This is a genomic window from Flavobacterium sp. CSZ (genome assembly GCF_015350725.1).
Classification (GTDB): Bacteria; Bacteroidota; Bacteroidia; order Flavobacteriales; family Flavobacteriaceae; genus Flavobacterium.
In genome coordinates this window covers 179,485-205,772 of sequence record NZ_JADKPQ010000009.1, presented here as the reverse complement: position 1 = coordinate 205,772, position 26,288 = coordinate 179,485, and the positions used below count along the sequence as shown (strand labels likewise).

General features: G+C 33.4%; 26 protein-coding genes. 10 read left to right on the top strand and 16 right to left on the bottom strand.

Annotation, left to right across the window (positions count from 1 at the left end; all coding sequences use genetic code 11):
- Nucleotides 1-1,095 carry a Nif3-like dinuclear metal center hexameric protein gene (locus IRZ78_RS12705; protein ID WP_194616894.1) on the bottom strand — a complete coding sequence of 365 codons (1,095 nt, stop codon included), beginning with the start codon at nucleotides 1,093-1,095 and terminating at the stop codon, nucleotides 1-3.
- Between the two features lie 210 nt (nucleotides 1,096-1,305).
- Here IRZ78_RS12705 and IRZ78_RS12700 point away from each other — a divergent pair, with 210 nt between their 5' ends.
- The 3 genes from IRZ78_RS12700 to lpxK are packed head-to-tail and all read left to right on the top strand — an operon-like array spanning nucleotide 1,306 to nucleotide 2,837.
- Complete coding sequence (locus tag IRZ78_RS12700) at nucleotides 1,306-1,548, top strand: DUF2683 family protein (RefSeq protein WP_194616893.1); 243 nt, start codon at nucleotides 1,306-1,308, stop codon at nucleotides 1,546-1,548.
- The gene (locus IRZ78_RS12695; RefSeq protein WP_194616892.1) at nucleotides 1,530-1,811 is read left to right on the top strand and encodes a Txe/YoeB family addiction module toxin; all 282 of its coding nucleotides are present in this window, start codon (nucleotides 1,530-1,532) and stop codon (nucleotides 1,809-1,811) included. Before IRZ78_RS12700 ends, IRZ78_RS12695 begins: the two co-directional genes overlap by 19 nt.
- A 3-nt stretch (nucleotides 1,812-1,814) precedes the next feature.
- Nucleotides 1,815-2,837 (top strand): tetraacyldisaccharide 4'-kinase, encoded by a 1,023-nt coding sequence (gene lpxK, locus IRZ78_RS12690; RefSeq protein ID WP_194616891.1) that lies wholly within the window; start codon nucleotides 1,815-1,817, stop codon nucleotides 2,835-2,837.
- 12 nt (nucleotides 2,838-2,849) lie between these two features.
- On the opposite strand, the gene IRZ78_RS12685 is transcribed toward lpxK, so the two are convergent.
- The 3 genes from IRZ78_RS12685 to lipA form a co-directional block, all read right to left on the bottom strand.
- Nucleotides 2,850-5,021, bottom strand: a complete 2,172-nt coding sequence (locus IRZ78_RS12685; RefSeq protein ID WP_194616890.1) for an ATP-binding protein — start codon at nucleotides 5,019-5,021, stop codon at nucleotides 2,850-2,852.
- A 26-nt stretch (nucleotides 5,022-5,047) separates the two neighbouring features.
- The gene (gene gap, locus IRZ78_RS12680) at nucleotides 5,048-6,046 is read right to left on the bottom strand and encodes a type I glyceraldehyde-3-phosphate dehydrogenase (protein WP_194616889.1); all 999 of its coding nucleotides are present in this window, start codon (nucleotides 6,044-6,046) and stop codon (nucleotides 5,048-5,050) included.
- A 92-nt stretch (nucleotides 6,047-6,138) separates the two neighbouring features.
- Nucleotides 6,139-7,005 carry a lipoyl synthase gene (gene lipA / locus IRZ78_RS12675; RefSeq protein ID WP_194616888.1) on the bottom strand — a complete coding sequence of 289 codons (867 nt, stop codon included), beginning with the start codon at nucleotides 7,003-7,005 and terminating at the stop codon, nucleotides 6,139-6,141.
- 327 nt (nucleotides 7,006-7,332) lie between these two features.
- Here lipA and IRZ78_RS12670 point away from each other — a divergent pair, with 327 nt between their 5' ends.
- Nucleotides 7,333-8,211 (top strand): M48 family metalloprotease, encoded by an 879-nt coding sequence (locus tag IRZ78_RS12670; RefSeq protein ID WP_194616887.1) that lies wholly within the window; start codon nucleotides 7,333-7,335, stop codon nucleotides 8,209-8,211.
- Nucleotides 8,212-8,279: 68 nt separating this feature from the next.
- Here IRZ78_RS12670 and IRZ78_RS12665 read toward each other — a convergent pair whose 3' ends face one another.
- From IRZ78_RS12665 to IRZ78_RS12610, 12 genes are all read right to left on the bottom strand, one after another.
- The gene (locus IRZ78_RS12665; protein WP_065450978.1) at nucleotides 8,280-8,660 is read right to left on the bottom strand and encodes a PH domain-containing protein; all 381 of its coding nucleotides are present in this window, start codon (nucleotides 8,658-8,660) and stop codon (nucleotides 8,280-8,282) included.
- A gap of 334 nt (nucleotides 8,661-8,994) precedes the next feature.
- Nucleotides 8,995-9,813, bottom strand: coding sequence for an energy transducer TonB (locus IRZ78_RS12660; protein ID WP_194616886.1), 819 nt, complete (start codon nucleotides 9,811-9,813; stop codon nucleotides 8,995-8,997).
- Nucleotides 9,814-9,968: 155 nt separating this feature from the next.
- Nucleotides 9,969-10,520 (bottom strand): sigma-70 family RNA polymerase sigma factor, encoded by a 552-nt coding sequence (locus IRZ78_RS12655; protein WP_194616885.1) that lies wholly within the window; start codon nucleotides 10,518-10,520, stop codon nucleotides 9,969-9,971.
- Nucleotides 10,511-11,617: a glycosyltransferase gene (locus IRZ78_RS12650; RefSeq protein ID WP_194616884.1), complete on the bottom strand. Its 1,107-nt coding sequence runs from the start codon at nucleotides 11,615-11,617 to the stop codon at nucleotides 10,511-10,513. Before IRZ78_RS12650 ends, IRZ78_RS12655 begins: the two co-directional genes overlap by 10 nt.
- A gap of 83 nt (nucleotides 11,618-11,700) precedes the next feature.
- Nucleotides 11,701-12,315 carry an FMN-binding negative transcriptional regulator gene (locus tag IRZ78_RS12645; RefSeq protein ID WP_194616883.1) on the bottom strand — a complete coding sequence of 205 codons (615 nt, stop codon included), beginning with the start codon at nucleotides 12,313-12,315 and terminating at the stop codon, nucleotides 11,701-11,703.
- Between the two features lie 2 nt (nucleotides 12,316-12,317).
- On the bottom strand, nucleotides 12,318-12,785 hold the full coding sequence (locus tag IRZ78_RS12640) for a GNAT family N-acetyltransferase (RefSeq protein WP_194616882.1): 468 nt from the start codon (nucleotides 12,783-12,785) through the stop codon (nucleotides 12,318-12,320).
- Between the two features lie 85 nt (nucleotides 12,786-12,870).
- The gene (gene murB, locus IRZ78_RS12635) at nucleotides 12,871-13,884 is read right to left on the bottom strand and encodes a UDP-N-acetylmuramate dehydrogenase (protein WP_194616881.1); all 1,014 of its coding nucleotides are present in this window, start codon (nucleotides 13,882-13,884) and stop codon (nucleotides 12,871-12,873) included.
- Nucleotides 13,885-13,946: 62 nt separating this feature from the next.
- Nucleotides 13,947-15,356 (bottom strand): rhomboid family intramembrane serine protease, encoded by a 1,410-nt coding sequence (locus tag IRZ78_RS12630; protein ID WP_194616880.1) that lies wholly within the window; start codon nucleotides 15,354-15,356, stop codon nucleotides 13,947-13,949.
- Between the two features lie 196 nt (nucleotides 15,357-15,552).
- A complete protein-coding gene (locus IRZ78_RS12625) occupies nucleotides 15,553-16,608 on the bottom strand; it encodes a glycosyltransferase (protein ID WP_194616879.1) in 1,056 nt (351 codons plus the stop codon).
- Nucleotides 16,609-16,749: 141 nt separating this feature from the next.
- Nucleotides 16,750-17,430, bottom strand: a complete 681-nt coding sequence (locus IRZ78_RS12620; RefSeq protein WP_194616878.1) for a DUF2461 domain-containing protein — start codon at nucleotides 17,428-17,430, stop codon at nucleotides 16,750-16,752.
- Nucleotides 17,431-17,440: 10 nt separating this feature from the next.
- The gene (locus IRZ78_RS12615) at nucleotides 17,441-18,139 is read right to left on the bottom strand and encodes a thioredoxin domain-containing protein (RefSeq protein WP_194616877.1); all 699 of its coding nucleotides are present in this window, start codon (nucleotides 18,137-18,139) and stop codon (nucleotides 17,441-17,443) included.
- Nucleotides 18,140-18,507: 368 nt separating this feature from the next.
- On the bottom strand, nucleotides 18,508-19,587 hold the full coding sequence (locus IRZ78_RS12610; protein ID WP_194616876.1) for a DNA replication/repair protein RecF: 1,080 nt from the start codon (nucleotides 19,585-19,587) through the stop codon (nucleotides 18,508-18,510).
- 415 nt (nucleotides 19,588-20,002) lie between these two features.
- On the opposite strand from IRZ78_RS12610, the gene IRZ78_RS12605 reads away from it, so the two are divergent.
- The 6 genes from IRZ78_RS12605 (at nucleotide 20,003) to IRZ78_RS12580 (ending at nucleotide 26,233) form a co-directional block, all read left to right on the top strand.
- Nucleotides 20,003-20,788, top strand: coding sequence for a tetratricopeptide repeat protein (locus IRZ78_RS12605; protein WP_194616875.1), 786 nt, complete (start codon nucleotides 20,003-20,005; stop codon nucleotides 20,786-20,788).
- Between the two features lie 67 nt (nucleotides 20,789-20,855).
- Nucleotides 20,856-21,428, top strand: coding sequence for a 6,7-dimethyl-8-ribityllumazine synthase (ribH, locus tag IRZ78_RS12600; protein WP_194616874.1), 573 nt, complete (start codon nucleotides 20,856-20,858; stop codon nucleotides 21,426-21,428).
- 164 nt (nucleotides 21,429-21,592) lie between these two features.
- The gene (gene mutL / locus IRZ78_RS12595) at nucleotides 21,593-23,515 is read left to right on the top strand and encodes a DNA mismatch repair endonuclease MutL (RefSeq protein ID WP_194616873.1); all 1,923 of its coding nucleotides are present in this window, start codon (nucleotides 21,593-21,595) and stop codon (nucleotides 23,513-23,515) included.
- Nucleotides 23,512-24,261 carry a rhomboid family intramembrane serine protease gene (locus tag IRZ78_RS12590; RefSeq protein WP_194616872.1) on the top strand — a complete coding sequence of 250 codons (750 nt, stop codon included), beginning with the start codon at nucleotides 23,512-23,514 and terminating at the stop codon, nucleotides 24,259-24,261. Before mutL ends, IRZ78_RS12590 begins: the two co-directional genes overlap by 4 nt.
- Before the next feature lie 43 nt (nucleotides 24,262-24,304).
- Complete coding sequence (locus IRZ78_RS12585) at nucleotides 24,305-25,168, top strand: rhomboid family intramembrane serine protease (protein WP_194616871.1); 864 nt, start codon at nucleotides 24,305-24,307, stop codon at nucleotides 25,166-25,168.
- A 48-nt stretch (nucleotides 25,169-25,216) separates the two neighbouring features.
- Nucleotides 25,217-26,233 (top strand): endonuclease/exonuclease/phosphatase family protein, encoded by a 1,017-nt coding sequence (locus IRZ78_RS12580; protein ID WP_228520464.1) that lies wholly within the window; start codon nucleotides 25,217-25,219, stop codon nucleotides 26,231-26,233.
- The last annotated feature ends 55 nt before the right edge of the window (nucleotides 26,234-26,288 follow it).

The following is a 26,288-nucleotide window of genomic DNA, read 5'->3' as shown; positions in this document are numbered from 1 at the left end:
CTATAAGTACTTAACTGGATTTGTATTTTCTTCTGATAAAATGATGGCAAAATTAAGGATTTTTTTTCGAAGATAATCAACAATATAGTTTTTTGTATAGCGTTCGCTCTCAAAATGACCAATATCGGCTAAAAGTAGTTGGTTTTCGGCTTCATAAAACTGATGGTATTTTAAATCGGCAGTCAAAAAAGAATCGGCTCCGGCCATAATTGCATTTTTTATGGCAAAACTTCCTGAGCCTCCCAAAACGGCAACTTTCCTGATTTTTTTTCCTGTAAAGGCCGAATGACGAATTCCGTTGGCAATCATTTTATTTTTTACAAAAAGCAAAAAATCTTTTTCATCCATTTCTGTTTCAAATTCACCAATCATTCCCAAGCCAATATTTTGATGGGAGTTTTGTAAATCATAAACTTCATAAGCTACTTCTTCGTAAATATGATTCGCGAAAAGAGCTTTTAAAATTCGGGATTGTAAATGTTTTTCAAAAACAACTTCAATTTTTATTTCGGTTCCGGTATGTAATTTTCCTCTTTCTCCAATGACAGGATTACTGTCTTCATTTCCCTGAAAAGTAAAAAAGCCTTCGGTATTAAAACTACAATTGTCATAATTGCCTATAGTTCCTGCTCCAGCCTGAAACAAGGCGTTTCGGACGTTATCAGCATTATCAGGAGTAGTGTAAGTAACTAGTTTTTTGATAAAACTCTGTTTCGGAATTAAAACCTTAGTATTCGTTAATCCTAAAGCATCACAAAATATTTTATTAACTCCAGCCGAATGATTATCTAAAGCTGTGTGAACGGCATAAATAGCAATATCATTTTTGATGGCTTTCAGGATAGCGCGCTCTACATAATTTTTACCCGTAATTTTTTTAATTCCGGAGAATAAAATCGGGTGAAAGCAAACTACCAGATTGCAGTTTTTAGCAATGGCTTCATCGATTACATTTTCTAAAGCATCATGACAAACTAAAATCCCAGTACTTTCGGTTTCAGCATCGCCAACTAAAAGACCAACATTGTCAAAATCTTCGGCGTAAGCCAAAGGAGCCATTTCTTCCAGGACTGCTAATATTTCTTTGATTTTCATTATTCTTTTGTTTCAGGTTTCAAGTTTCAGGTTTTACATTGTAATTTGAAACTTTAAATTTGAAACAAATTAACGAAAAATAATATACTTTGAGAGCTTGATGCTTTAGTTAAAAGTTGTTGCCAAGTATAAATAGTTGATACTGGTGGTATAAATTACTGATATTAAATTGTACGATTTTCGTATATTTGTAGTTCTAAACCTAAAGTCATGACTACAATAAAAGTTAACGAGCAAACGAAGACAGGAAAAGCATTTATGGCGATGTTTGAAGCTTTTTTTAAAGGTGTTGAAGGTATTGAGATCGTTGAACCAACATATGGACAGGTTAATGAAGAGCCAAGTATTTACAGCTCTGAATTTATTGAAAAAGTTAAAAAAGCGGAAGAGAATATTAGACAAGGAAAAACGACAAGATTAAATCCAGATGATATATGGGGAAGTATTTTGTAGAATTTGACGATATTGCTCGTAAAGATTTAAAAAATCACTATAAATCAGCAAATAAAGCTACTATAAAAAAGATTGAAAAAATACTTTTAGAATTGACTGAAACTCCTTTTTTTGGAGAAGGACAACCGGAGGAGTTGAAATATAATTTTAATGGGTATTGGTCTAGAAGGATTAATCAAAAAGACCGAATGATTTATCGAGTAGAAGAAGAAATTGTGACCGTTATTATAGTTTCTGCAATGGGACATTATTCTGATAAATAATATATGAACTTACTTCGAAAAATACTTTTTCCTTTCGCCGTTTTATACGGATTCATTACAAGCATTCGTAATTTTCTTTTTGATAAAGGATTTCTCAAATCGACTTCATTTAATATTTCTGTAATAGCCGTTGGGAATTTAAGCGTAGGTGGAACCGGGAAAACTCCTCAAATAGAATATTTAATACGGTTATTATCTGATCAATATAAAGTGGCTACTTTAAGCCGTGGTTATAAACGAAAATCTGAAGGTTTTGTTTTGGCCAGTTCAAGTTCTAATGCAGAAATTCTAGGCGATGAACCTTTTCAGTTTTATCAAAAATTCCCTCATATTCAGGTTGCAGTGGATGCCAACAGAACAAACGGAATTATACAATTGCTTTCGCAGAATGAAAAGCCAGAGGTTATTTTATTAGATGACGCCTACCAACACCGAAAAGTAAAAGCGGGTTTTTATATTTTATTAAGTTCGTACGGTGATTTATATGCCGATGATTTTATTCTGCCAACTGGAAATCTTCGCGAGAGCAGAAGTGGAGCCAATAGGGCAAATATTGTAATTGTTACGAAATGCCCGAAAGATTTGTCAGATACAGAACAAGCAGAAATTCTTTTGAAATTGAAACTGACTTGTTCGCAGAAAATCTATTTTACGTTTATAGATTACGATGATTATATTTATGGAGAAAATAAAAAAATAGCTGTAAATGAAATAAAATCAGAATCGAAATTGCTTCTTGCAGGAATTGCAAAACCAACGCCGTTTTTTAATTATTTAAAAAATGAAAATGATGAATGCCTGACTTATCCGGATCATCATAATTTCTCGGAGAGTGATTTAGAGTCGATTCAGGGTAAAGCGGGTAATAAAAAAATCATTACAACAGAAAAGGATTATGTGCGTTTAAAAGATTCTAAACTGGCTTCGCAATTGTATTATCTGCCAATAAGAAGTACGTTTATCAATCATCAGCAAAATTTTGACGCAACGATTTTAGAGTATGTTAAATTAAACTCCGAATCTTAGCAGCAACAAGAATTAATCGAAAAACTTCGCAATAATACTATAAAACTCATCGGGAACAAAAGGTTTTGTAATAACATCATTCATCCCAAAAGATAAAAGCATATCTCTGTTTTCGTCAAGCGAAATCGCTGTTAAGGCAATAATTGGGGTTGTTTTATCAAATTCCCTGATTAATTTTGTGGCCGTTGTGCCATTGATTCCGGGTAAATGAACATCCATTAAAATCATATCGAACCTTTTTACTTTTAAAAGCTCAACTGCATCTTCGCCATTATCGATTATTTCGCAGGTGATGGCTTTATTTTCCAGCATTTTTCGAGTAATCATTTGATTGATTTTGTTGTCTTCAATCAATAAAATCGACTTGTGTTTTAATTGTTTGTCGTTATAGGGTTTTGCTTCTTCTACCACTTCCAAAGGTTCATTGTTAATCTTAAATTTCAATTTAAAGGTAAAAGTAGAACCTTTACCCACTTCACTTTTTAGTTTTATTTCGCCTCCTAAAAGTTCAATCAGTTTTTTTACGATTGTTAATCCTAAACCAGTTCCGCCATATTTGCGATTGACTTCGATTGAGCCTTGCGAAAAGCTTTCAAAAACAGTTTGCAGTTTGTCTTCTGGAATACCAATTCCTGTGTCTACAATTTCAAAATAAACTGTAGCACTATCTTCTTCTTTCGTATATAATTTTGCAATTACATTTACATTGCCGTTTTGTGTAAATTTTAAAGCATTATTAATTAGGTTTAAAATGATTTGAGAAATCTTAGTAGGATCACCAATTAAATTATCCGGAATAGCATCATCTATTTCAAGGTTGAAATAGTTTTTGTTGGCCGTTGCTAATTCTTTTAAGGAGCTTTGAATATTGAATAACAACTCTTTTAAATTGAAACTAATATTTTCTATTTCAACTTTTGTCGAGTCGATTTTATTAATTTCCAGAATTTCATTGATAAATGTCGTGAGATAGTTTCCTGAAAACTTTAAAGATTCTAGATATTTTAATTGTGTTTTTTTTGGATTATCCTGAAGAAGTAAATGCGTAATTCCGTTAATAGCATTTAAGGGCGTCCGGAGCTCATGACTTACCGTTGATAGAAATTCGGATCTGGCTTTTGACGCCTTTTCAGCTTTGTTTTTGGCTAAAATAAGTTCTTTGTTTTTTTCTCTTAAAAGTAAGTTATTCTGATTTCGAATAATATTATTTTTATACAATGCTAAGCTTAAAAGAGATAAAATCGAAATAAGTGCAATGGCCAGAATGCTGACCAATTTAGAATAACGATATGTTTTTAACTGAATTTTTTCTTCGCTTTCGCGTTTAATTGTATTGTTTAAGGATTGATTCTTTTTGAATTTTTCGAACTCATTAAGATCAAGTTTTGCATTTTTTATTTTTAAAATATAATTTTCTAACTGATAATGCTCATCCAGATAAGAGTAGGCGAGGTCAAAGTTTTTGTTTTTTTTGTAATATTGGCTTATCGCTAAAATGATTTTGGACTTCTGAGCCAGATTATTGCTTTTTGAATTGTATTCTAAAGCGCTGTCCAGATAAATTATAGCAGAATCATTTCGTTTAAGTTGTGTTTCGATTAACCCTAGTTGGTAATAGGCATCAGTCTTAGTTTTTAGGATAGAAGGGTTGTCAGCTCTTTGTGTTATTTCGCGAAAAGATTTTGCGGCAAGAGGTAAATTTTTATTTGCTTTTAATGCCATCGCTTTTTGATAGTTCAAAACTTGGGCATGATCAGTCATTTTTAACTGATTCAAAAGCGATTCGGCTTTTTTGTAATAAAGAGCAGCGGTTTCATAATCGCCTTTTGCAGTATTAGCTACGCCAATATAGTGCAATGCCAGAACTTTGGTACAAGTTGGTTTTACACTGTCAAATGAAGCAACACTTTTATGAAAACTCTTTAGGGCTTCATCGTATTTATGTTGTTTGTAGTAAATTTTTCCAAGCTTAAAAGTTTGATTGGCTAAACCTTCATGTTTGTGATTTGATTCGCAAAAATTGATAGATTTTTGGGTATAAAAAATAGCTTGGTTGTATTTTTTATTTTCCAGATTTTTATTGACTAATTTGTTGTAATAGGAAACACTGTCCGTATTCTTTTTGGATTGAGAATACAAAAATGAATTAAAAAAACAAAAAAGAATAAAAAAGTGGTATTTCATGTAATGCAATGCTTTTACAATGAATCTTATGTTTTTCTTGTACGCAAAATCAAATCGATTAATCTTGATGAATAGCCAATTTCGTTATCGTACCAACCCACAACTTTTACCATTTTGTCAATGACAGAGGTTAATTGCGCGTCAAACAAACACGAATGTGTATTGCCAATTACATCAACAGAAACAATAGGATCTTCTGTGTAATCTAATATTCCTTTTAAATTTGTTTTTGAGGCTTCTTGAAATGCTTTGTTTATTTCTTCAATAGTAACAGCACGTTTTACATTAAACGTAATATCTGTCAATGAACCATCGGGAACGGGAACGCGAATTCCACAACCTCCGATTTTTTCATGCAATTTAGGAAAAATTTTTGTTAATGCCTTAGCTGCACCTGTAGTTGTTGGAACAATTGACTGACTTGCACCTCTTGCACGGCGTAAATCCTTATGTGGCTGGTCGTGAAGACTTTGGTCTGTAGTGTAAGAATGTATCGTTGTGATGTACGCTTGCTCAATTCCGCACAATTCATCGATGATTTTTATCATCGGGGCAGCATTATTTGTGGTGCAACTTGCGTTTGAAATAATGTTTTCGCTTCCGTCCAGGATATTTTCGTTAACTCCCAAAACGACTGTTTTGATCGTATCCACTTCTGAAGGAGCTGAAAGAATTACTTTTTTAGCCCCTGCTTCAAGATGAGCGTTTAGTTCTTCGTGGGTTTTGTATTTTCCTGTAGATTCTATTACAAAATCAATATTATGGCTTTTCCAGTCTAACTTTGAAATGCTTTTTTCATGAAAAAATAAATAATGTTTTGCATTAACAATTATTCCTGTTTCGTCATGACTAACGATAAAAGGTAAAACCCCATGAATACTGTCGTATTTTGTCAAATGGGCCATGGTTTTGTTATCGGCAATATCGTTGATGGCAACAACTTCAATGTCAGGATGGTTTAAAAGTAAGCGGAATAAATTTCTACCAATTCTTCCGAAACCATTAATAGCAATTCTTGTTTTCAAGTGCTTTGTTTATTTGTTTAAATTGTTCAATCGTTTATTTGTTTCGCCGCTGATGCGATTAAACAAATAAACGATTGAACCAATAACTTTTTTTATAGAATATGTTTTTGTGCTTTGTATGAAGAACGAACTAAAGGTCCACTTTCGACATGACGGAAACCTAATTCAAGACCAAATTTCTCGTATCGTGCAAATTGATCGGGGGTAATAAATTCTTTTACAGGTAAATGTTTTTTACTTGGCTGTAGGTATTGACCAATAGTAACAACATCAACATTTGCATTGCGTAAATCTGTCATAGTCTGAAAAACTTCTTCTTCAGTTTCTCCAAGACCTAACATAATTCCGGATTTGGTTCTGTTAATTCCTTTTTCTTTCAGGTAACGTAAAACCTCTAAACTACGATCGTATTTTGCCTGAATACGTACTTCACGAGTCAAACGACGAACCGTTTCAACGTTGTGAGATACTACTTCAGGATTTGCTTCCACAATTCGGTCCAGGTTTCTTTCGATTCCTTGAAAATCAGGGATTAAAGTTTCAAGAGTAGTGTGTGGATTCATTCTTCGAATGGCCTTTACGGTTTCGATCCAGATAATAGAACCGCCATCTTTCAAATCATCTCTGTCAACACTTGTAATAACAGCGTGCTTGATGTTCATGATTTTTATAGAACGCGCCACTTTTTCAGGTTCGTCCCAATCTACGGTTTCCGGTCTTCCGGTTTTTACACCGCAAAATCCGCATGAACGCGTACAAACATTTCCTAAAATCATAAAAGTAGCTGTTCCTTCACCCCAACATTCACCCATATTTGGGCAACTTCCTGAGGTACAAATGGTGTTTAAGCTATATTTATCGACCAAACCGCGAAGTTCAGTATATTTTTGTCCAATTGGAAGTTTTACTTTTAACCATTTAGGTTTTCCAGTTGGTATATTTTCAATGACTGTTTCCATATATCAAAATTCAAAGTACAAAGATAAGGAATGTAGTTTATTTGATGATTCGTTTACCATTTAATTTGGTGTTGATCTCTTTATAGTTTGAAAAGCTGTTTTGATGATAATTCTACCCACGTGTTAAATTATTGTTTTTAAATCATGATGCTAATAAAATCCGTTAATTTTTGTTTGTTTATTTGAGTAAGAAGGATAATTATAGCACAGGGTTGATTTTTACTCGTTTAATATTTATATCTTTATTTGTTATAAATTGTATTTAATTGAAATAGAAAAAACTAAACATTGTAATACATTTGTTGTTAAATTGTAATAATATAAAACATGAAAAAGAAATTTATTGTATTGGGAGTTTTGTTTGCCGCTTTTGGTTTTACTAAAATGAATGCGCAGATTAATTTTGGCGAAAAAGCCATTGGAGCTGTTCAAAAAGGAGTAACTGGTTTTACGTTTAGTAATGCCGATGCAGCTGCACTTTCTAAAGCTGCAGTAGATAAGATGGATACTGAAAATGAAGTTGCAAGTGCAACGGATCCTTACACTTTAAGATTGAACAGAGTTTTTGGAAAATATACTACTGGTGACGGATATACTTTAAATTATAAAGTGTATAAATTAAAGGAAGTTAATGCTTTTGCAACTGCAGACGGAAGTGTTCGTGTATATTCGGGTTTAATGGATATCATGGATGATAATGAGCTTCTTGCAGTAATTGGCCATGAAATTGGTCACGTTGCCAATAATGATTCAAGAGATGCGATAAAAGCAGCTTACAGAAAAGAAGCTTTGTTAGAAGGTGCGGCTTCACAATCTGCTACGATTGCAAGCGTTACAGATAGTCAGCTGGGTAAAATAGGAAGCGCGATAATCGACAGTAAATTTAGCCGTAAACAAGAAGCCGAAGCTGATTTGTTCTCATACAATTTCTTGAAAAAGAATGGTTATAATGTAAATGCCGAAGAATCTGCTTTTAGAATTCTGGCGAAGATGAGCGAAGGATCGCAAGCGTCATTTATCGATCAGATGATGAGTTCGCATCCGGATTCACAACAAAGAGCCGAAGATGCTAAGAAAAGAGCAGAAAAAGATGGTTTGTATAAACCGTATGTGCAACAAAAAATTGTAAATACTGCACCGGTAGCTACGAAAACAACAACCAAAAAAGCTGCCACTAGGAAAAAAACAACTACTAAAAAGAAATAATAATTTCTGACAGTAAAATAAAACCCGATAAGTTTCTGAGAAATTTGTCGGGTTTATTATTTTTGACACTAACCTAAAACGTGAAAAGCCAGTACTTTTTGTACATCATACACGTTTACAGATTTATTAAATTGTTTTACAATACTTGGGTTTAGTTCGCTTGAAACCCAAATTTTTAATTCGGCATCAAGATCAAAAGTTCCTGCGGTTTCTACGCTAAAACGAGTGATGCTTTTGTAGGCGATCGATTTGTATTCTGTTTTGCTGCCCGTTATTCCTTGTACGTCAACTAAGATTAATCTTTTATTCGTAAAGATAAAAGTATCGCGGATTAATTTAAAACCCATTTCGATCTCTTCATTATCAGTCAAAAGCTGACCGTATTTTTTAATTAAATCTTCCTGACTTACAGAACCGGCGTTGCCAAGGATAGCTGAAAATATTCCCATTTTTTAGTTTTTAATTTTGATAGATTTGATTTTCCTTTAAAAGGTGTTGTAAAAGTAATTAAAATTTAATCTCGTAAAGTCGCAAAGATGGAAAGCTTTTTAAAAATTTAATCGCGCAAAGGCGCAGAGTCGCAAAGCTTTTTTTAAAGTTTTGAATTTTTAAACTTTGCGTCTTTGTGGCTTTGCGTGAGGTTTTCTTTGCTGAGAAAAAAAACATAAAAATTTGAAGGAGCAAAGTCGTAATTTGGGGTATCAGGATGATCGAAAGAAATTTTCGTTGTTGAGGTAACGCGCAAAAAAAAAGCAGAACCTAAATTCTGCTTTTCTATTTTTATTATTGAGCTTCCGTTTTTATAGTGATCGGAAGGTTATAGGCAGTTCGAACTGCTTTCCCGTTTAATACTCCGGGAATCCATTTTGTTTTTAATGATTTTAATACTCTGATCGCTTCTTTTCCAAGTCCGTAACCAGGATCGTTTTTTACCATGATATCGGTAATAGAACCATCTCTTTCGATTACGAATGAAACATACACTCTTAATGTTTTTTCAGCATCCAATTCCGGTCTGTTGAAATTGTTACCTACATAAGTGTAAAACTTAGCCATTCCTCCTGGAAATTCCGGCATTTTATCTAAAAGTGCAGTTGGTAAAGGTTCATTAGTAATGACAGGTACTTCGGCTTCGCCACCTCCACCTCCAGTAGTTGGTATTGCGTTTACAACAGATCCTGTTCCTGTAGGATTTTCTACAGCAGGAGCATTATTTGCATTAGTCGCAATTTCAGGAGTAGCTTGATCTGGTGCAGCAACAACAGGATTTGTTAATTGTGTACTGGTAGCTGGCGCCGCAGCTGCACTTTGTTGCTGAGGAACTACTGGCTCTTCTGTTTTTGGAATAACAGGATGTACCTCATACGGTGTTACAACTAATGGACCAGGATCTAATGGTACTATTTCTGTCGGAACAGGCCTGAATTTGTTAATTAACACTGATACACTTCCCAAAGCGGCTAATAATAGCAAACCCATAAATAGAGCTGAGATGGTGGTTTTTGAATTCTCCTGGCGTAATTGGTAGGCGCCGTACTCTTTGTTTTTGTTTTCGAAAACAAGATTGGTCCAGCTTGTTTCGTAGATACTTGATTTAGACATGATTTATGGATTTTAAGGTTAAGTAACATTTAAATCATAAGCAATAAGGTTTTGGGTTTAGCAAACAACGAAGCGTTGTTGTTTTAATGTGTGGATAATTTACTTTTTTAAGAATAAAGCGAATTATATTTTATTCTTTACCTAAAGATAATAAATTATCTATTACGTTCGATGATTTCTGCCAATAATTTTTTAGCACGAAGTAATTTTACTTTTACATTGCTTAAAGGTTCATCGATTTTAAGTGCGATTTCCTGATAAGTCATTTCCTGAAAATAACGCAACTGGATTACTTCCTGATAATGTGGTTTCAGTTCTTTGATGCATTGTAGCAATCGCGAAAGATTTTGCTCTTTAATTAAAGCATCTTCGGCTGATGGAGTGGGGTCGGCAATATTGTAAGCCTGTTGGTCTTCGTTATCAGTGATCTCTATAAAAAGATTGGTTTTCTTTTTACGCAATAAATCAATGTATACATTTTTTGCAATAGCAATTAACCAAGTGTTGAATTGAAATTCAGGGTTGTAAGAGCCTATTTTGTCAAAAGCTTTAGAGAAGGTTTCGATGGTGATATCTTCGGCAGTAGTTTCGTTTTCAGTGCGCTTTAGCATAAAGCCGTACACTTCGTTCCAGAAATAATCTAATAAAAAAGTAAAGGCGATTTGATCGCCCTTTTTCGCTTTTTCTATTTTAGAATTTATTTCCAATATACAGGTTTTGAAAAGATATTAGTTATAAAGATATTAATTTGCGTGAATATAAGCATGATTTCTACGATAGGAAACCAAACTTTAATATCATTTTCTTTTAATTTTCCGGCAGAAAATCCAATTACAGTCCATGCCACGGTATAACGTGTTGCTAAAATAGCCAGTACAGCAATCCATTGAAATTGGAAAGCCAATAATACTATAACTAAGATAAAGAAGAATAATTGTGATATAAAAAACAGACCCAGCTGCATTTTGTCGAAAAACTTATAATGTTCAGCGGTAGAAATGTGTCTTCTTTTTTGAGTAAACCATTCTCTGTAAGTTTCTTTTGGTTTGGAATAGGTGAAACTTTCCGGAGTATAGGATATAGTTGTATTGTTTTTGTTTGCCGCCTGATTGATAAACAAATCATCATCGCCAGAACGAATCTGGATGTGTTCGATAAAACCATTTACATTAAAAAACTCTTCTTTTTTATAAGCTAAATTACGGCCAACTCCCATGTACGGAAGTCCTAATTTTGCCCATGAAAAATATTGTACGGCTGTTAAAACAGTTTCAAAACGAATGATTTTATTTAGTAAAGAACGCTCTACTTTTTCATAACCTCCGTATCCTAAAACAATTGTTTTATTCATGGTAAATTGAGAAGTCATTGCCGTGATCCAGTTTTTTGAAGTAGGATAACAATCAGCATCAGTAAATAACAAGTATTCTTTTTTGGATGCTTTGATTCCTAAGGTTAAAGCATATTTTTTATTTCCCCAAAAAGCTTCATTATTTTGCACTTTTACTAAACGAATATTAGGATATAGTTGTTCGAATTGCTCAAAAACTTCTAGGGTTTCGTCGCTTGAAGCATCGTCTATTAAAACAATTTCAAAATCAGGATAATCTTGTTCTGCCAATAACGGAATAAACTTTTTTACGTTTTCTTCTTCATTTTTAGCACAAACAATTACAGATACAGGCAATTTTTTTGATGTAATATCTTGTGGTTTGGCAAAAGCAAACTTTCCAAAAATTCCTAAGTAGTAGAAAACCTGGATAACAACAATAGCAATAAAGAAGTAAAATAAAGTTATAAGCATCTGATTTTAATGTCTTTTAATTTCTGAATCTTGCGCGTGCAAATGTACTTATGAATTCCTAGATTTCAATGGCTAAAGCCAATTTACTTTCGGCATTTCGACATTTCTTTCGCAACAGCAATAGCCTGAGGGTTTTCAGTTTTTTCTAATTCCGTAATAATGTTTTTATAATTGTGGTCGTCGCGGTTCTGAGACAGTTTTTTGGTAGCCTGAATTTCATCAATTTCAATTTCAAAACCAAATACTCCTCTGGCTTCGCGCATTGTTTTTGTTGATAAATCCTCAACACGAACCGGATTTTCAGAAGTGGCTTCGTATTTATCAACCAATTTTTTAAGTTGTTCTATTGTGGTGGCTTCGTCTACAATTTTAATTCGGCCATAAACATGTACGGCTATATAATTCCAGGTAGGTACATTTTCATGATCGTACCAGGAAGACGAAATATAACTATGCGGACCTGTAAAAACAGCCAGAACCTGATCGTTTTGGGCAAAACCTTCTGCTTGTGTATTTAATTTTGAAATATGTCCTTGCAAAACTTCTTTTCCCTCAGCTGTAACTTCAAGTTCTATGGGGATATGTGTTGCGCATAATTTTCCGTGTGTCTGGTTGATCAGAATGCCAAAACTGTTTTCTTTCAAAAAAGCTCTGATCGATTCAGGATCTTCGTCTTTGTATATTTTAGGAGTATACATTTTTATGAATTTTGATTTAAAGATTTTCCCAGACAAATGGCTTCTGTTCGATCTGTATATTTTCCGTAATTCGGAATTATTTTATAGCCTTGTTTTTGATAAAACCGAAAAGCACTTTTGTTTTTTACTCGTGTTTCTAAAATCAAGTTAGCATAACCAAGATTTACAGCTTTATTTTCTAAAAAGTCTAAAATCGTTTGTCCGATTTTCTTTCCAGGATATTTGGCATACATTCGTTTTACTTCTCCAGTAGTTGGGTCAATTGGTCTGATGGCTCCGCAACCCACAATTTCAGTATTAATTTGAGCTATAACAAATACAAACTTTGAATTTTCATTCTCCCAATCCTGAAAAGAATTCTTTCCGTCACTTCCAAAACGAATATAAAGATTTTCTGATAATTCTTCTGTGATTGCCAAAACTTTTTCGTCGTCTGGATTTTCGATTTTTATGGAAATAAGTTCTTTCATTTGAGAAAAGTAGAGTAGTGTTTTTTTGCCACGAATTCCACGAATTTACACTAATTAATTCTCGGTAATTCGTGGCGAAAAGAATCTAAATAATATTAACTTCAGCTTCAATATGAATTCCGAACTTTTCGAAAACCGTTTTTTGAACATCTTTTGAAACTGCTAAAATCTCCTGTCCTGTTGCGTTTCCATAATTTACCAAAACCAAAGCCTGATTTTTATGCACTCCGGCGTCGCCAAAACGTTTTCCTTTAAAACCTGCTTGCTCAATTAGCCAGCCAGCAGGAACTTTTACTTCGGTTTCTGAAACTTCATAGTATTTCATTTCAGGAAAGTTTTGATGAATTTTTTCGAAATCAGATTTCAATAAAATTGGGTTTTTAAAGAAGCTTCCACTATTTCCCAGTTCTTTAGGATCCGGTAATTTGCTTTGTCTGATGGCAATTACAGCATTACTCACATCTTTTAAAGTGGGAGTAACGATATTATTTTTAGCCAATTCGGCCGTAATATCTCCGTATGAAGTATTGATTTTATGATTGCGCTTTGTTAGTTTGTAGACTACAGCCGTAATAATATATTGGTCTTTAACGTTGTTTTTGAAGATGCTTTCTCTGTATCCAAAATTGCATTCGGTATTCGTAAAAGTTTTTATTTCCTGAGTTTCAATGTTCATGGCTTCGCACGAAACAAAAGTATCTTTTATTTCGGTTCCATAAGCGCCAATATTCTGAACCGGAGTTGTACCCACATTTCCTGGAATCAGCGACATGTTTTCTAAACCTCCAAAATTGTTATCGATGGTATAAAGAACGAAATCGTGCCATGTTTCGCCAGCCTGACTTTCGACCCAGACAAAATCGTCATCTTCCTTAATGATTTTTTTGCCTTTTAAATCAATATGAATGACCAAAGCTTCAATATCTTTAGTTAAAAGCATATTGCTTCCGCCGCCTAAAATAAATTTTTTCTCGTTTTTGTATTGTTTCAAAATTGATTTTAATTCGTCTACTGAATGAACGGCAACAAATTGTTTTGCTTTGGCTTCGATACCAAATGTATTGTAGTTTTTTAAAGAAAAATTGGATTGGATTTCCATAAATAAAAGGCTTTTATAATCTGAGTTCAAAAGTAAGGATTATAATTTATTTGAGTTGTTTTTTATTCATTGTCAAATTCATTTTCTTCTCTTAATTGAGGAGACATTATGCAGCCCATCAGAAAGCCACTTACAAGTCCGCCGATGTGAGCTGCATTATCGACTCCAGCACCTAAAAGCCCCATAACTAAATTAATTCCGACATAACCTAAAATAAGGTTTAAAAATATTTTGCTGAAATTTGAAGGAAAAGCTTTGAAAACCAATAAAGCCAAAAATAAACCACATAGCCCGAAAATTGCACCAGATGCACCGACGCTAATCGTAACAGGATGCCAACAAGCACTAGCTATGCTTGCTAAAATTCCGGTTATTATATAAGCAGAAAGAAATTTTATTCTTCCAAGAGATGGTTCAAGAAACATTCCGATAAACCACAGTCCAATCATGTTATTGAATAAATGTATTATTCCGCCATGCAAAAATGTAGAAGTTAGTAATCTCCAAAATTGCCCCTCTTTGATGTAAGAACTGTAATTTGCGCCATATTCTAATAGATATTTGCTTTTAATAGAAAGAAAGCCATAGCTAAATCCGGCAAATAACATTATTAGAAAGATAATAATATTAAGGTTCAATAGAATAGGCGTAATGTAAAATTCTTCTTTAGGAGTTAAAAAACTTATAAGGTCTTTTAAATTTGAAGTTTTCCTGGAAATACTGGTTTTGTTTTTTTTAGATTTTGGTTGAAATTTTATAAAAGATAAAATTATTAACCAAACTAAAAAGCCTCCTGTTAATGTGCCAAGGAACCAGCTTAATTTCTCACCATTTCTGTTTCTAAAAGAATCTTTATGTGTTTCAAAAACAAGTGGTTCGTTAAAATCGTATTTTTTGTTTTCGTTAATAGCGTCATTAAAGTTTTCGTGATCGTCTGTATTGCCAATTAACTCTAAATAAGTAAAATCGTTAAAATTAGTTTTTACAAATTCAGCCTCAACTTCTTGTTCAAATTCATGATATTTTGTCTTTTTTTCATCAATAGAAAAATGATTGCTGATTTCTTTAGAATATCGCTTTCCTAACCAATACTTGCATTCGGTTTTTGAAGTGTCTTTTGTGTTTTCGAAAATTGGCATTGCAACATAAATCAGAATATTAAAATGTTCGTTGTTTTTGCCTGAAACATCACTGGTTTTAAAAACTCCAATATTCGTTTTGTCAATGTGGAATTTTCTTAAAGTGTAATACTTTGTTGTTTTCTTTTTTTCAAATTCATAGATTGTTTTAAGTTTGCTCAATTTGCCTGTTGCTGTAACCAAATATTCTTGTGCAATAATGGTCGGAATTGCAACAATTAAAACTGCTAAAAACTGAAAACCAAAAGATTTATTGTCATCTTTAAATTTTAAAATTTTTAATCTTGGAATTAAAATAAAATATATGGGTAACCACGGTAATAGAAACGGCAACCAGAATTTTAAAAATATTTCTTTAACAGAAAAAACTTCAAACTTTATAAATAATAGCCAATGAAGGAAAGTATAAATTAGAATAAAGCTTATTGCAACAGCGAAAAAAGGTAAGAATATTAATCTGATTTTTTCTAAAAAGTCTTTCATTTTTGATTGATAAACTAGTCTTTTGTTTTTATATGGGCTTCAAATTTTAGCGATTGTTCAGCAACTCATGATATTTATCTGCAATAATCTTCATATTAATATCATAATTCGCATTCTCTTCTACAAATTTTCGATTTTGAATAATAGCATCATTTCTGGATTCAGTATTCGCGAAAGACCAAATTAGTTCTTCGGCCAGCATTTCGATATTATCAATTGCTATTAATTGTCCGTTTTCACGATGTTTGATCCAGCTTTGATTTCCGGGAATATCCGAAACTACCGGATAACAATTACAAGCCATTGCCTCGAATAAAGAAGCCGAAACCCCTTCGGTAATTGGCATACTGATGTAAATATTGGATTGCTGTAATAATTTAGGAAGTTCGGTATTTGGGATTCTTCCTGTGAAAATTACTTTGTTCTCGATTTGTAATGTTGCAGCTAAATCTTTCAAAGATTGCAAACGTGTTCCGTCGCCAACAATCGTCAACGAAAAATCGATTTCTCTTTGGTTTAAAATGGCGAATGCTTTCAAAATCGAATCATGTCGATATTCCGGTTGTAAAGAACGTGTAACAATGGCTTCAATTTTATTTGAATTATTGATCGAAGGAGAAAAAAGTGATAAGTCAATTCCTTTTGGGATAACCAAAACTTTATTCATATCAACACCAATTGCTTTCATTGAAATTGTCATAACCGGACCCCAGGCATGAATTAAATCGGCTTTTTTGAAAGCGTGTTTCTGAATGATTTTTTTTAAGGGTAACAATACAGAACCTTCCGGCCATAAATCGGTTCGGCCTTGTTGTGCAATTGCAATAGGATGCATTCCTGAAATCGCAGCCAGAAAGCCGTAACTGGTCGTTCTCTCGGCAATAATCATATCCGGTTTTTCTTTTCGGATTGTTTCTCGAATAGAAAGCGGAGAGAAGATATATTCTAAAATACGTTTGAAGCGGTTGAGTTTCGAGTTGTTTGGTGTTTGAAGTTCCCAGGTGCGAATTTCAAAGTCGCCAAATTCCTTCAAGCCATTCATCCATGTAATAGCGTCAGCGCGATAGGATTCTCCAAGAAAAAGTATTTTTCTTTTTGTCATTTGAGGAGTAGTTTTTTGCCACGAATTTCGCGAATTTTCACTAATTAGTCGTGGTAATTTTTTTACCTATTTGTTTTTTTTGCCACAGATTAAAAGATTTAAAGGATTTTTAATCTGTGTTAATCTGTGGCTAACTTTTTTTTAAAATTCTTCGTCCGTTTCTAAGGCGCGATTAATGAACTCGTTTAGTGGTTTTAAAGCGATAAGTTTTTTACTCATTTTGGCAACAAATTCTTTTTGAGTGACTTCGGAAATATCATATTTTTGAGTAGCCGTGAAACTTTTTAGTTTTAAAAATTCAATTGCCGGATGGTCTTTCTCGTAACCTCTTGGCGGATTTTTAAGCGAATTGGTTTCATTTACATCCAAATTTCCAAACTCTTTCTTGAAGTTTTTATCGGCAAGAATAGCTTCTAAATCATCATGAAAAAAAGCAATTTCTTTACGGACTTTCTTTAGCTGATCAGGTTCTGGCGAATAAAATCCTCCAGCAATAAAACTGGCTCCTTTTTCGATATGAACATAATATCCGGAACGATTTTGTCCTTTTGCTCCTGATGAAAGCCAAACACCAAGATGCGCTTTATAAGGTGATTTGTCTTTAGAAAATCGAATATCGCGATTGATTCTGAAAGTGCAATTTTTAACTTCCAGTAATTCTAATGACGGATCAAGAGGTTTCATTACGTCAAGAAAATCACTCACTAACTGGTGATAATCTTTTTTGAAAATCTCGTATCGTTTTTTATTGTCCTGAAACCACTCTCTATTGTTGTTCTTTTTTAAATCGTCTAAAAATTGCAATGATTCTTTCGTTAGCATATTCTTTGTTTTATTGCAGTTGTTTTTTTAAGTCTTTTTCACTGATAAAGCCTGTAGTTTTCCATTGTACGGCTTTGTTTTCATATAATACAATTGTTGGTAATTGGTCAATTTTTAATTGAGTTGCCAACGTTTTGTTTTTATCAACATCAATTCTAATAATCTTTACTTTATCTGCCATATCTTTTTGCATTGTTAAAAGAAACGGTTCCATTTGCTTGCATGGTCCGCACCATACCGCATAAAAATCAACCAGAACTTTTTTGTCAGAATTTAATAAATCATTAAATTCATTCATAGACATTCCGGCATCTACCTCTGCAGGAATTCCAAATCCTTCTTCGTTCCAGTTCAGGAAACCGCCATCTAATTCGTAAACAGTATCAAAACCTAATTCTTTTAGTTTTGTGGCTGCTTTTTTGCTTCTTCCTCCGCTTAGGCAATAGACAAAAACAGGTTTCGATTTGTCGTAAGATGCTGCTTTTGCTTCAAAATCGTCACCATTCCAGTTTACATTTTTGGCATTATCGATATGTTCCGATTCGAATTCGTCAGGAGTTCGAACGTCTAAAATTTGTGGATGATCTGTTGTTTTAATTTTTTCTGCAAATTCTTTTGAATGCAGTGATTCAAAGGAGCTAGATTTTTTATCGTTGCAGGAAATAAGTACAATTGAAACTATTAGCAATAAAATTTTGGGGAATTTCATGGAATTAAATTTTAAATATGGTATCGCTAAAGTAATGATTTTTCAATTTTGAATTCTTAATAGAAAGTGAAATAAAAAAAGTTTGCCACCAATTTCATGAATAGTTTTTAAAAATATTGTTAGGAAAACTAATGCCTAGTCTCTAAAGAAGTGGAAAAACTCTTCTGGCGCGGTTAGCCACAAAAGATTACTTCACTTAATTTCTATTTTATTTCGTAGTTCAGTGAACTTCGTTTGAAACGGATAGCGAGATTCTCTCCTGAAAAAAAAGATTTGGTTTTATCATAGAAATAGGGGATGACAATATTGTGGTTACTTTGTCAAAGATTTGAAATCCATTTAATCTTTTTAATCTGTGGCAAAAAAAATCACAAATTAAATATCTTATAACTCTGATGTGTCGATTTTACGATAGTTTCGGTACGTTCCGGATGTGTGTCTGAAATAAAAAGCTGACCAAAAGTCTCGCTGTTGACCATTTCGATGATTTTACCCACTCTGATTTCGTCAAGCTTGTCGAAAATATCATCAAAAAGCAATAGCGGTTTTACACCACTTTGTTTTTTTAGAAATTCAAACTGAGCTAATTTCAAAGCAATCAAAAATGATTTTTGCTGCCCTTGTGATCCGAATTTCTTTATAGGATGAGAATCGATCTCAAAAGATAAATCATCTTTATGAATTCCTACGCTTGTATATTGCAGCGCACGATCTTTATTGATGTTCTCTTTTAAAAGAGTCAACAGGTCTTTTTCATACAAATGACTTTCATAAACCAATTGCACTGTTTCTTCAGATCCGGTTATGGCCTGATGGTGTATATTAAATATAGGTATAAATTGTTCCAGGAAATCTTTTCTTTTTTCAAAAATCGATTGCCCAAAACTATTCAGTTGGTCATTATATATAGATAAGGTATCATTGTCAAAAGTACGGTTCAATGCAAAATACTTCAATAAAGCATTTCGCTGTACAATTACTTTTTGATATTGAATGAGCTGATGCAGATAAGTGGAGTCTAATTGCGAGATGACGCTATCCATAAACTTACGACGCGTTTCGCTTCCTTCAACAATTAAATCACGATCAGCCGGAGATATAATTACCAACGGAATAAATCCAATATGATCTGAGAATTTATCGTAAGGTTTTCCGTTGCGTTTTAAAATTTTCTTTTGCCCTTTTTTTAAACTGCAAACAATTTGTTCTGTTCTGTCATTCTTTTCCAGTTCGGCATCAATAACAAAAAACTCTTCTCCGTGCTTGATGTTTTGCACGGCCAGCGGATTAAAGTAACTTTTTCCGTAAGCCAGATGGTAAATAGCATCCAGTACATTCGTTTTTCCAATTCCGTTTTTGCCCACAAAACAATTGATCTTGCGGTCAAAATCAAAACTGACTTCGGAGAAATTTTTATAATTGAATAAAGAAATTTTGTTTAAATACATTTTTTTTGAAACTGTAATAATAAAAGTTGGCTTGTCCAATTTATGACTTTCTCCTGCAGATTAGGTTTTTTCTACAGCTCCGGATAATTATCGGGATAAAAGATTAAAAAGGATTTTGTTCCGCAAATTTAATTCAATTAATGCTTAATCTGTTAGAATCTGTGAAATCTGTCGCTAAAAATTACTTTTAATAGAATTAGAGACTTTCTATTAATTAGAAAATAGTCAGATGCAAATGGGTAAAAAGATCCAAATAGTTAGGTATTTAGCGGATTTTGGGATGAATTATTTCGAGATTAAAGTGAAAGAATTAGCTGTTTAGTGAATTATTTTTTTTAAATAGATATAAATTTGCTTTTTTTTACGTTAGTTTCAATAAAAATTTTATTTTTGCCGTTCACTAAATTAATTTTAAATGGCTACTTACAATAAAAGAGGATATAAAGCACCAAAGGAAAAGGAAGTTAAAGAGGAGGTTGTGAATGAAGAACAACAAGTAATTCTTGATGGAAAAAACAGTACTACTGCTGACGTTTTTTCTAAACTAGATGAAACTGCTTCAAGAACTGAGGATTGGGTTGCTAAAAATCAAAAAATCATTATTGGTTTAGTTGCCGGTATTGCTGTGGCTACTATTGGATATTTGGCTTACCAAAAATTCATCGAAGCTCCTAAACAAGACGAAGCTGCAAGCGAAATGTTTGTTGCTCAGCAAAATTTTGATAAAGCGACAAATGGTGTAGCAAGTGATTCATTATACAAATTAGCTTTGAATGGTTCTGAAGGTAAATTTGGATTCGTGAAAATTGCTGAAGAATATTCTGGAACTGATGCTGGAAATTTAGCAAACTATTATGCTGGTATGGCATATTTGAATACAGGTAAATTTGATGAGGCTATTAAATATTTAGGTAACTTTAAATCTAAAGAAGCTATCGTGAATGCTTTGGCAATTGGTGGAATTGGAGATGCTTATTCTCAAAAAAACCAACAAAAAGAAGCTTTAGACTATTATGTAAAAGCAGCTGAATCTAACAAAAACGATTTTACAACACCTCGTTTCTTATTAAAAGCTGGTAAAACTGCTTTGGCTTTAGGTCAAAAAGAGGATGCTTTGAAATATTTAACAGATATTAAAGAAAATTACGATGCAACTCCGGAAGCAGCTTCTGTTGATGTATTGATTGGATTAGCGCAATAATAATTTTAGATTTAAGATTTAAGATTGTAGATTTGTAGTTGAGAATTTAAAAATTTAAAATATACAGATGGCTACCGAAAATAAAAATTTATCAGAATACGATAAAAACACGATCCCAAATGCGAAAGATTTTCGATTTGGGATTGTTGTTTCTGAGTGGAATGAAACTATAACTGAAGGACTTTATAATGGTGCTTTTGAAGCATTAATTGATAATGAAGTTCCGGCTCAACAAATTATCCGCTGGAATGTTCCGGGGAGTTTTGAGTTGATTTATGGCGCAAAAAAAATGTTGCAGACACAAAATGTAGATGCAGTAATTGTAATTGGATGCGTAATCCAGGGACAAACCAAACATTTTGATTTTGTATGCGAAGGTGTAACACAAGGAATTAAAGATTTGAATGTTCAAACTGATATTCCGGTTATTTTTTGCGTTTTGACAGACAACAATATACAGCAGTCGATTGATAGAAGTGGAGGAATTCACGGAAACAAAGGTACTGAAGCTGCGATTGCTGCGATCAAAATGGCTTATATTCGCCAACAAGCTTCGATGTCACATCCGTTTAATCAACCATTGTTGTCTTCAGGAGCAATTCAGATAGAAGAAACGCCGATAAAAATCGAGAAAGAATAGCAATATTTTTCTTCTAAAATATTAAAAACCTGTACTGTGTAAAATAGTGCAGGTTTTTTGTTTTTTTTATGACAGCACTTATTCTAAAAGCCAAGAGAAATTCATTAAATTTGTGCTTCTTGGTTCGAAAATTTTAACCTTAACTTTTTAATTATTTTTTCTTAATGTCGAGTATCATTCAATTACTTCCTGATCACGTTGCTAACCAAATTGCCGCTGGAGAAGTGGTTCAAAGACCTGCTTCAGTCGTAAAAGAGCTGTTAGAAAATGCTGTTGATGCTAAGGCAACTGACATTAAATTGATTATTAAAGATGCCGGAAAATCATTAGTTCAGGTTATCGATAATGGTTCAGGGATGAGTGTGACTGATGCACGTTTGTGTTTTGAGCGTCACGCCACTTCTAAAATCCGCCAGGCCGAGGATTTATTTTCTTTATGTACAAAAGGTTTTCGGGGTGAAGCATTGGCTTCTATTGCGGCAATTGCGCACATGGAAATGAAAACCAAACAAGATCAGGACGAACTGGGAACTCATATCGTAATCGAAGGAAGTAAATTTGTTTCGCAGGAAGTCGCCGTTTTACCAAAAGGAACTTCATTTGCTGTTAAAAATTTATTTTTTAATATTCCTGCCCGGCGCAATTTCTTAAAATCTGATATAGTTGAATTCCGTCATGTTATGGATGAATTTCAGCGTGTAGCTTTGGCACATCCTAATATCCATTTTACGTTTTATCATAACGGAAGCGAAATGTATAATTTGCCTGCTGCAGGTTATCGTCAGCGTATTGTGGGGATTATGTCCGGCAAAACCAATGAAAAATTGGTTCCTGTTAATGAAGATACAGAAATAATAAATGTTCAGGGATTTGTTTGCAAACCTGAATTTGCCAAGAAAAGCAGGGGAGAACAGTTCTTTTTTGTAAACGATCGTTTCATAAAAAGTGGTTATTTGCATCATGCAGTAATGGCGGCTTATGACGGACTTCTGAAAGATGGTTCTCAACCAAGTTATTTCTTGTTTTTGAAGGTTCCGCCAAACACGATCGATATCAATATTCATCCTACTAAAACAGAAATTAAGTTTGACGATGAACAAGCTTTGTATGCTATTTTAAGAGCTTCGATCAAACATAGTTTGGGGCAATTTAATGTTGCACCTGTTCTTGATTTTGATCGCGATGCCAATTTAGATACACCATATCACTATAAAGATTTAGAGGCAGAAACGCCAACAATTCAGGTTGACGGAACTTTTAATCCGTTTACAGATGATAAAACCAACCAGCATTATGCTAAAACAAGTTCCGGATCGGGTTCAGGTTCAGGCTCTGGTTTTAGTTCGGGATCTGGTTCGGGTTCAAATTCATATTCAGGATATAATAAAAGAGTAGAGCCAACGGCAACGTGGGAAAGTTTATATGTAGGTTTAGAAACCGATACAATAGAAAGCTCGCCTTTTACATTCGAAAATGAAGAAGTAACTTCATCATTGTTTAATGATAATGAAATTGAGCAGGCAAGTCAGGGAACTTATCAAATTCATAAAAAATATATTGTTTCGCCTATAAAATCCGGAATGGTCATTGTTGATCAGCAACGAGCGCATCAGCGTATTTTGTACGAACAATTTCTGCTTAATATGACCGTTAATCAGGCTTCGAGTCAGCAATTGCTGTTTCCGTTGAATTTATTTTATTCTTCTGATGAAATGACATTAATCGAAGAATTAAAACCTTCTTTAGAAACAACCGGTTTTGTGTTTGAAGAAGCGCAGACGGATCATATTGTCATTTCAGGAATTCCGGTAAATATTACCGAAAGTGAAGTTTCCCTTGTAATAGAACAATTGTTGAGCGATTTGCAAGACGGAATCCCGGCCAGCAGTTATAGCCAGAACGATACAATTGCCAAATCGATGGCCAAAAGTTTAGCGGTTAAAACGGGGTCTTATTTAACCGAAAAAGAACAAGATAATTTGGTAAACGGTTTGTTTGCCTGTAAAGATCCAAATATTTCACCTTTTCAAAAACCTACTTTCATCACCATGCGTGTGGAAGATATAGATAAAAAGTTTGCCTTATGATGAATATGACTCCCGTTGTAAAACAATTATTGATAATTAATATTATTTTTTTTATTGGTTCTCAATTAGTGCCGGTTTCTTATGAATATTTTGCTATGTTTTTTCCTGAAAATCCAAATTTCAGAGCATGGCAGCCCATAACACACATGTTTATGCATGGCGGTATTATGCATATTGCTTTCAATATGATTGCAATGGTTTCATTTGGTTCAGCTTTAGAACATTTTTGGGGAGGTAAGAAATTTTTATTTTTCTACATTTCATGTGGTTTAGGTGCTGCGTTACTACATACAGCAGTAAATTATTATTCTTTTCAGGATACTATGAATGTTTTAATGGCTAATGGATATCAAAAAGCGGATGTCATGAAGCTTTTGAGCGAAGGTAAAATAGATACAAGATGGCAGGATTTAGTTTCTGTTTCTCAATTCTCAAGTTTTACAGATTCTTACATTGGTACAGTTGTGGGGGCTTCAGGAGCTATTTACGGTTTGCTTACAGCTTTCGCTTTTATGTTTCCTAATGCTGAGTTAGCGCTTATGTTTATTCCTGTTCCTATTAAGGCTAAGTATTTTGTTCCTGGAATTTTAGCTGTTGATTTGTTTTTAGGATTTAGAGGAAGCTCTTTATTTGGAAGCGGAGGAACTGGAATCGCACATTTTGCACACGTTGGTGGAGCTTTGACTGGATTTTTGATTATGTGGTACTGGAAAAAAAATCAGTTTAATGGTAATCGTTGGAATTAATTTTTAACTTTAATATCGCAAATAAAAACTAAAGAAAGCTTTTATGAATATTCTTGATGATTTAAAATTACAGTATAGATTGGGTGGTATAGCAATGCGTGTTATTTATTGGAACATTGTTTGTTTTCTGATCTCGTTGGTGTTCTTTTATTCATATTCAGGAGGTGGTTTTAATTATCCAACCTGGTTGGCCTTATCATCAGATCCCAATATATTTTTGTTTAAGCCCTGGACATTTTTAACGTATGCTTTTTTTCATGCATCGTTCCTGCATTTGCTGTTTAATATGATGGTTTTAAACTTTGCGAGCAATTTGTTTCTTACCTTTTTTACCCAAAAACAATATTTAGGATTGTATGTTTTAGGAGCAATCTTTGCAGGTGTTGCTTTTGCCCTGAGTTTTTACTTTTTTAATATTTCGGCTCCTATTGTTGGTGCTTCTGCTGCGATTATGGCAATTCTTGTTGCTGTAACAACGTATCAGCCTTTAATGGGTGTGCGTTTAATGTTTTTTGGCAATGTTAAACTCTGGCATATTACAGCTGTAATCCTGGTACTTGATTTAATGCAGTTTCGATTAGATAATACCGGTGGGCATGTCTCTCATTTAGCCGGAGCAATTTTTGGATTCCTGTTTATTAAACTGCTTCAAAACGGAACAGATTTAAGTAAAATAGTTTCCAGAACAATAGATTTCTTTGTAAATCTATTTAAAAAATCCCCTTCGACCCCTTTCAAAAAAGTTCATAAAAATTACAAAAAACCTACAGAAAAAGTGACGTCAAGAATTGTTACAAAAGATAAAACGCAACAGCAAATTGATGAAATTTTAGATAAGATTAGCCAGTCGGGTTATGATTGTCTTACAAAAGAAGAAAAAGAGTTTTTATTTAAAGCTGGAAAATAATCCTTTTAGCATAGAAATATGAAAAACCTTTCGTGGTTTAATAAAATAATGTTCTTTTTGAATATAGTACTGACTGTAGTGACATTTAGTATTTATATTTTACCATTTTTGGCACCTAGAAGTTTTCCTCTTCTATCGGTGCTTACGCTCTTTATGCCGGTTTTTTTCGTGCTGAATGGATTGTTCTTTATTTATTGGGCAATTCAGTTTAAAAAACGTCTTATTTTATCTGGTTTGGTTTTGCTGACCGGAATTACCTTTATCAGTAAATTTTATAAATTCTCTGCCAAGGAATATATCAAAGACGAGAAGGACTTCTCTATTATGAGTTATAACGTACGTCTTTTTAATGTTTTTAAATGGCTGGACCGTGATGATATTCCGTCAAATATAAAAGCTTTTATTGATGAAAAAGATCCGGACATTCTTTGTATTCAGGAATATTCCAATTCTGCTCATATCGACTTAAAAGTGTATCCTCATCGCTATATATTTATCGATGGAAATCAGATTAAAACTGGTCAGGCTATTTTCTCTAAGTTTCCTATCATATTTGAAGGGAATATTATTTTTCCTAATTCGGATAATAATGTAATTTATGCTGATATAAAGCGTGGCAAAGATGTAATTCGGGTATACAATATGCACTTGCAATCCATCAAAATTTCGCCTGATGTCACTAATATTTCGAATAATATAGATAATGTAAATCAGGAAAAGTCACAGCTTATTTATACCCGAATAAGTAAAGGATTCAGGCAGCAACAGGAGCAGGCTGAAATATTTAAAGAGAATATTAAAAAATGCAAAACTCAGTTTATTATTTGTGGAGACATGAATAATAGTCCGTTTTCGTATGTATACCGAAGTATAAAAGGAAAACAAAAAGATGCTTTTGAAGAAGCAGGAGAAGGTTTTGGCGCGACTTATAAATTCCGTTATTACCCAGCCCGAATTGACTATATTTTTACTGACAGTAAGATGAAAGTAAAAGGTTTTGAAAGTTTCCCCGATTTCGAAAATTCAGATCATTATCCTATAATGGCGAGACTTTCGATGGAATAAATTGAAAAGAAAATCAATTTTTTAAAATTCCAAATTCCAAAAAGAAAACATAAAA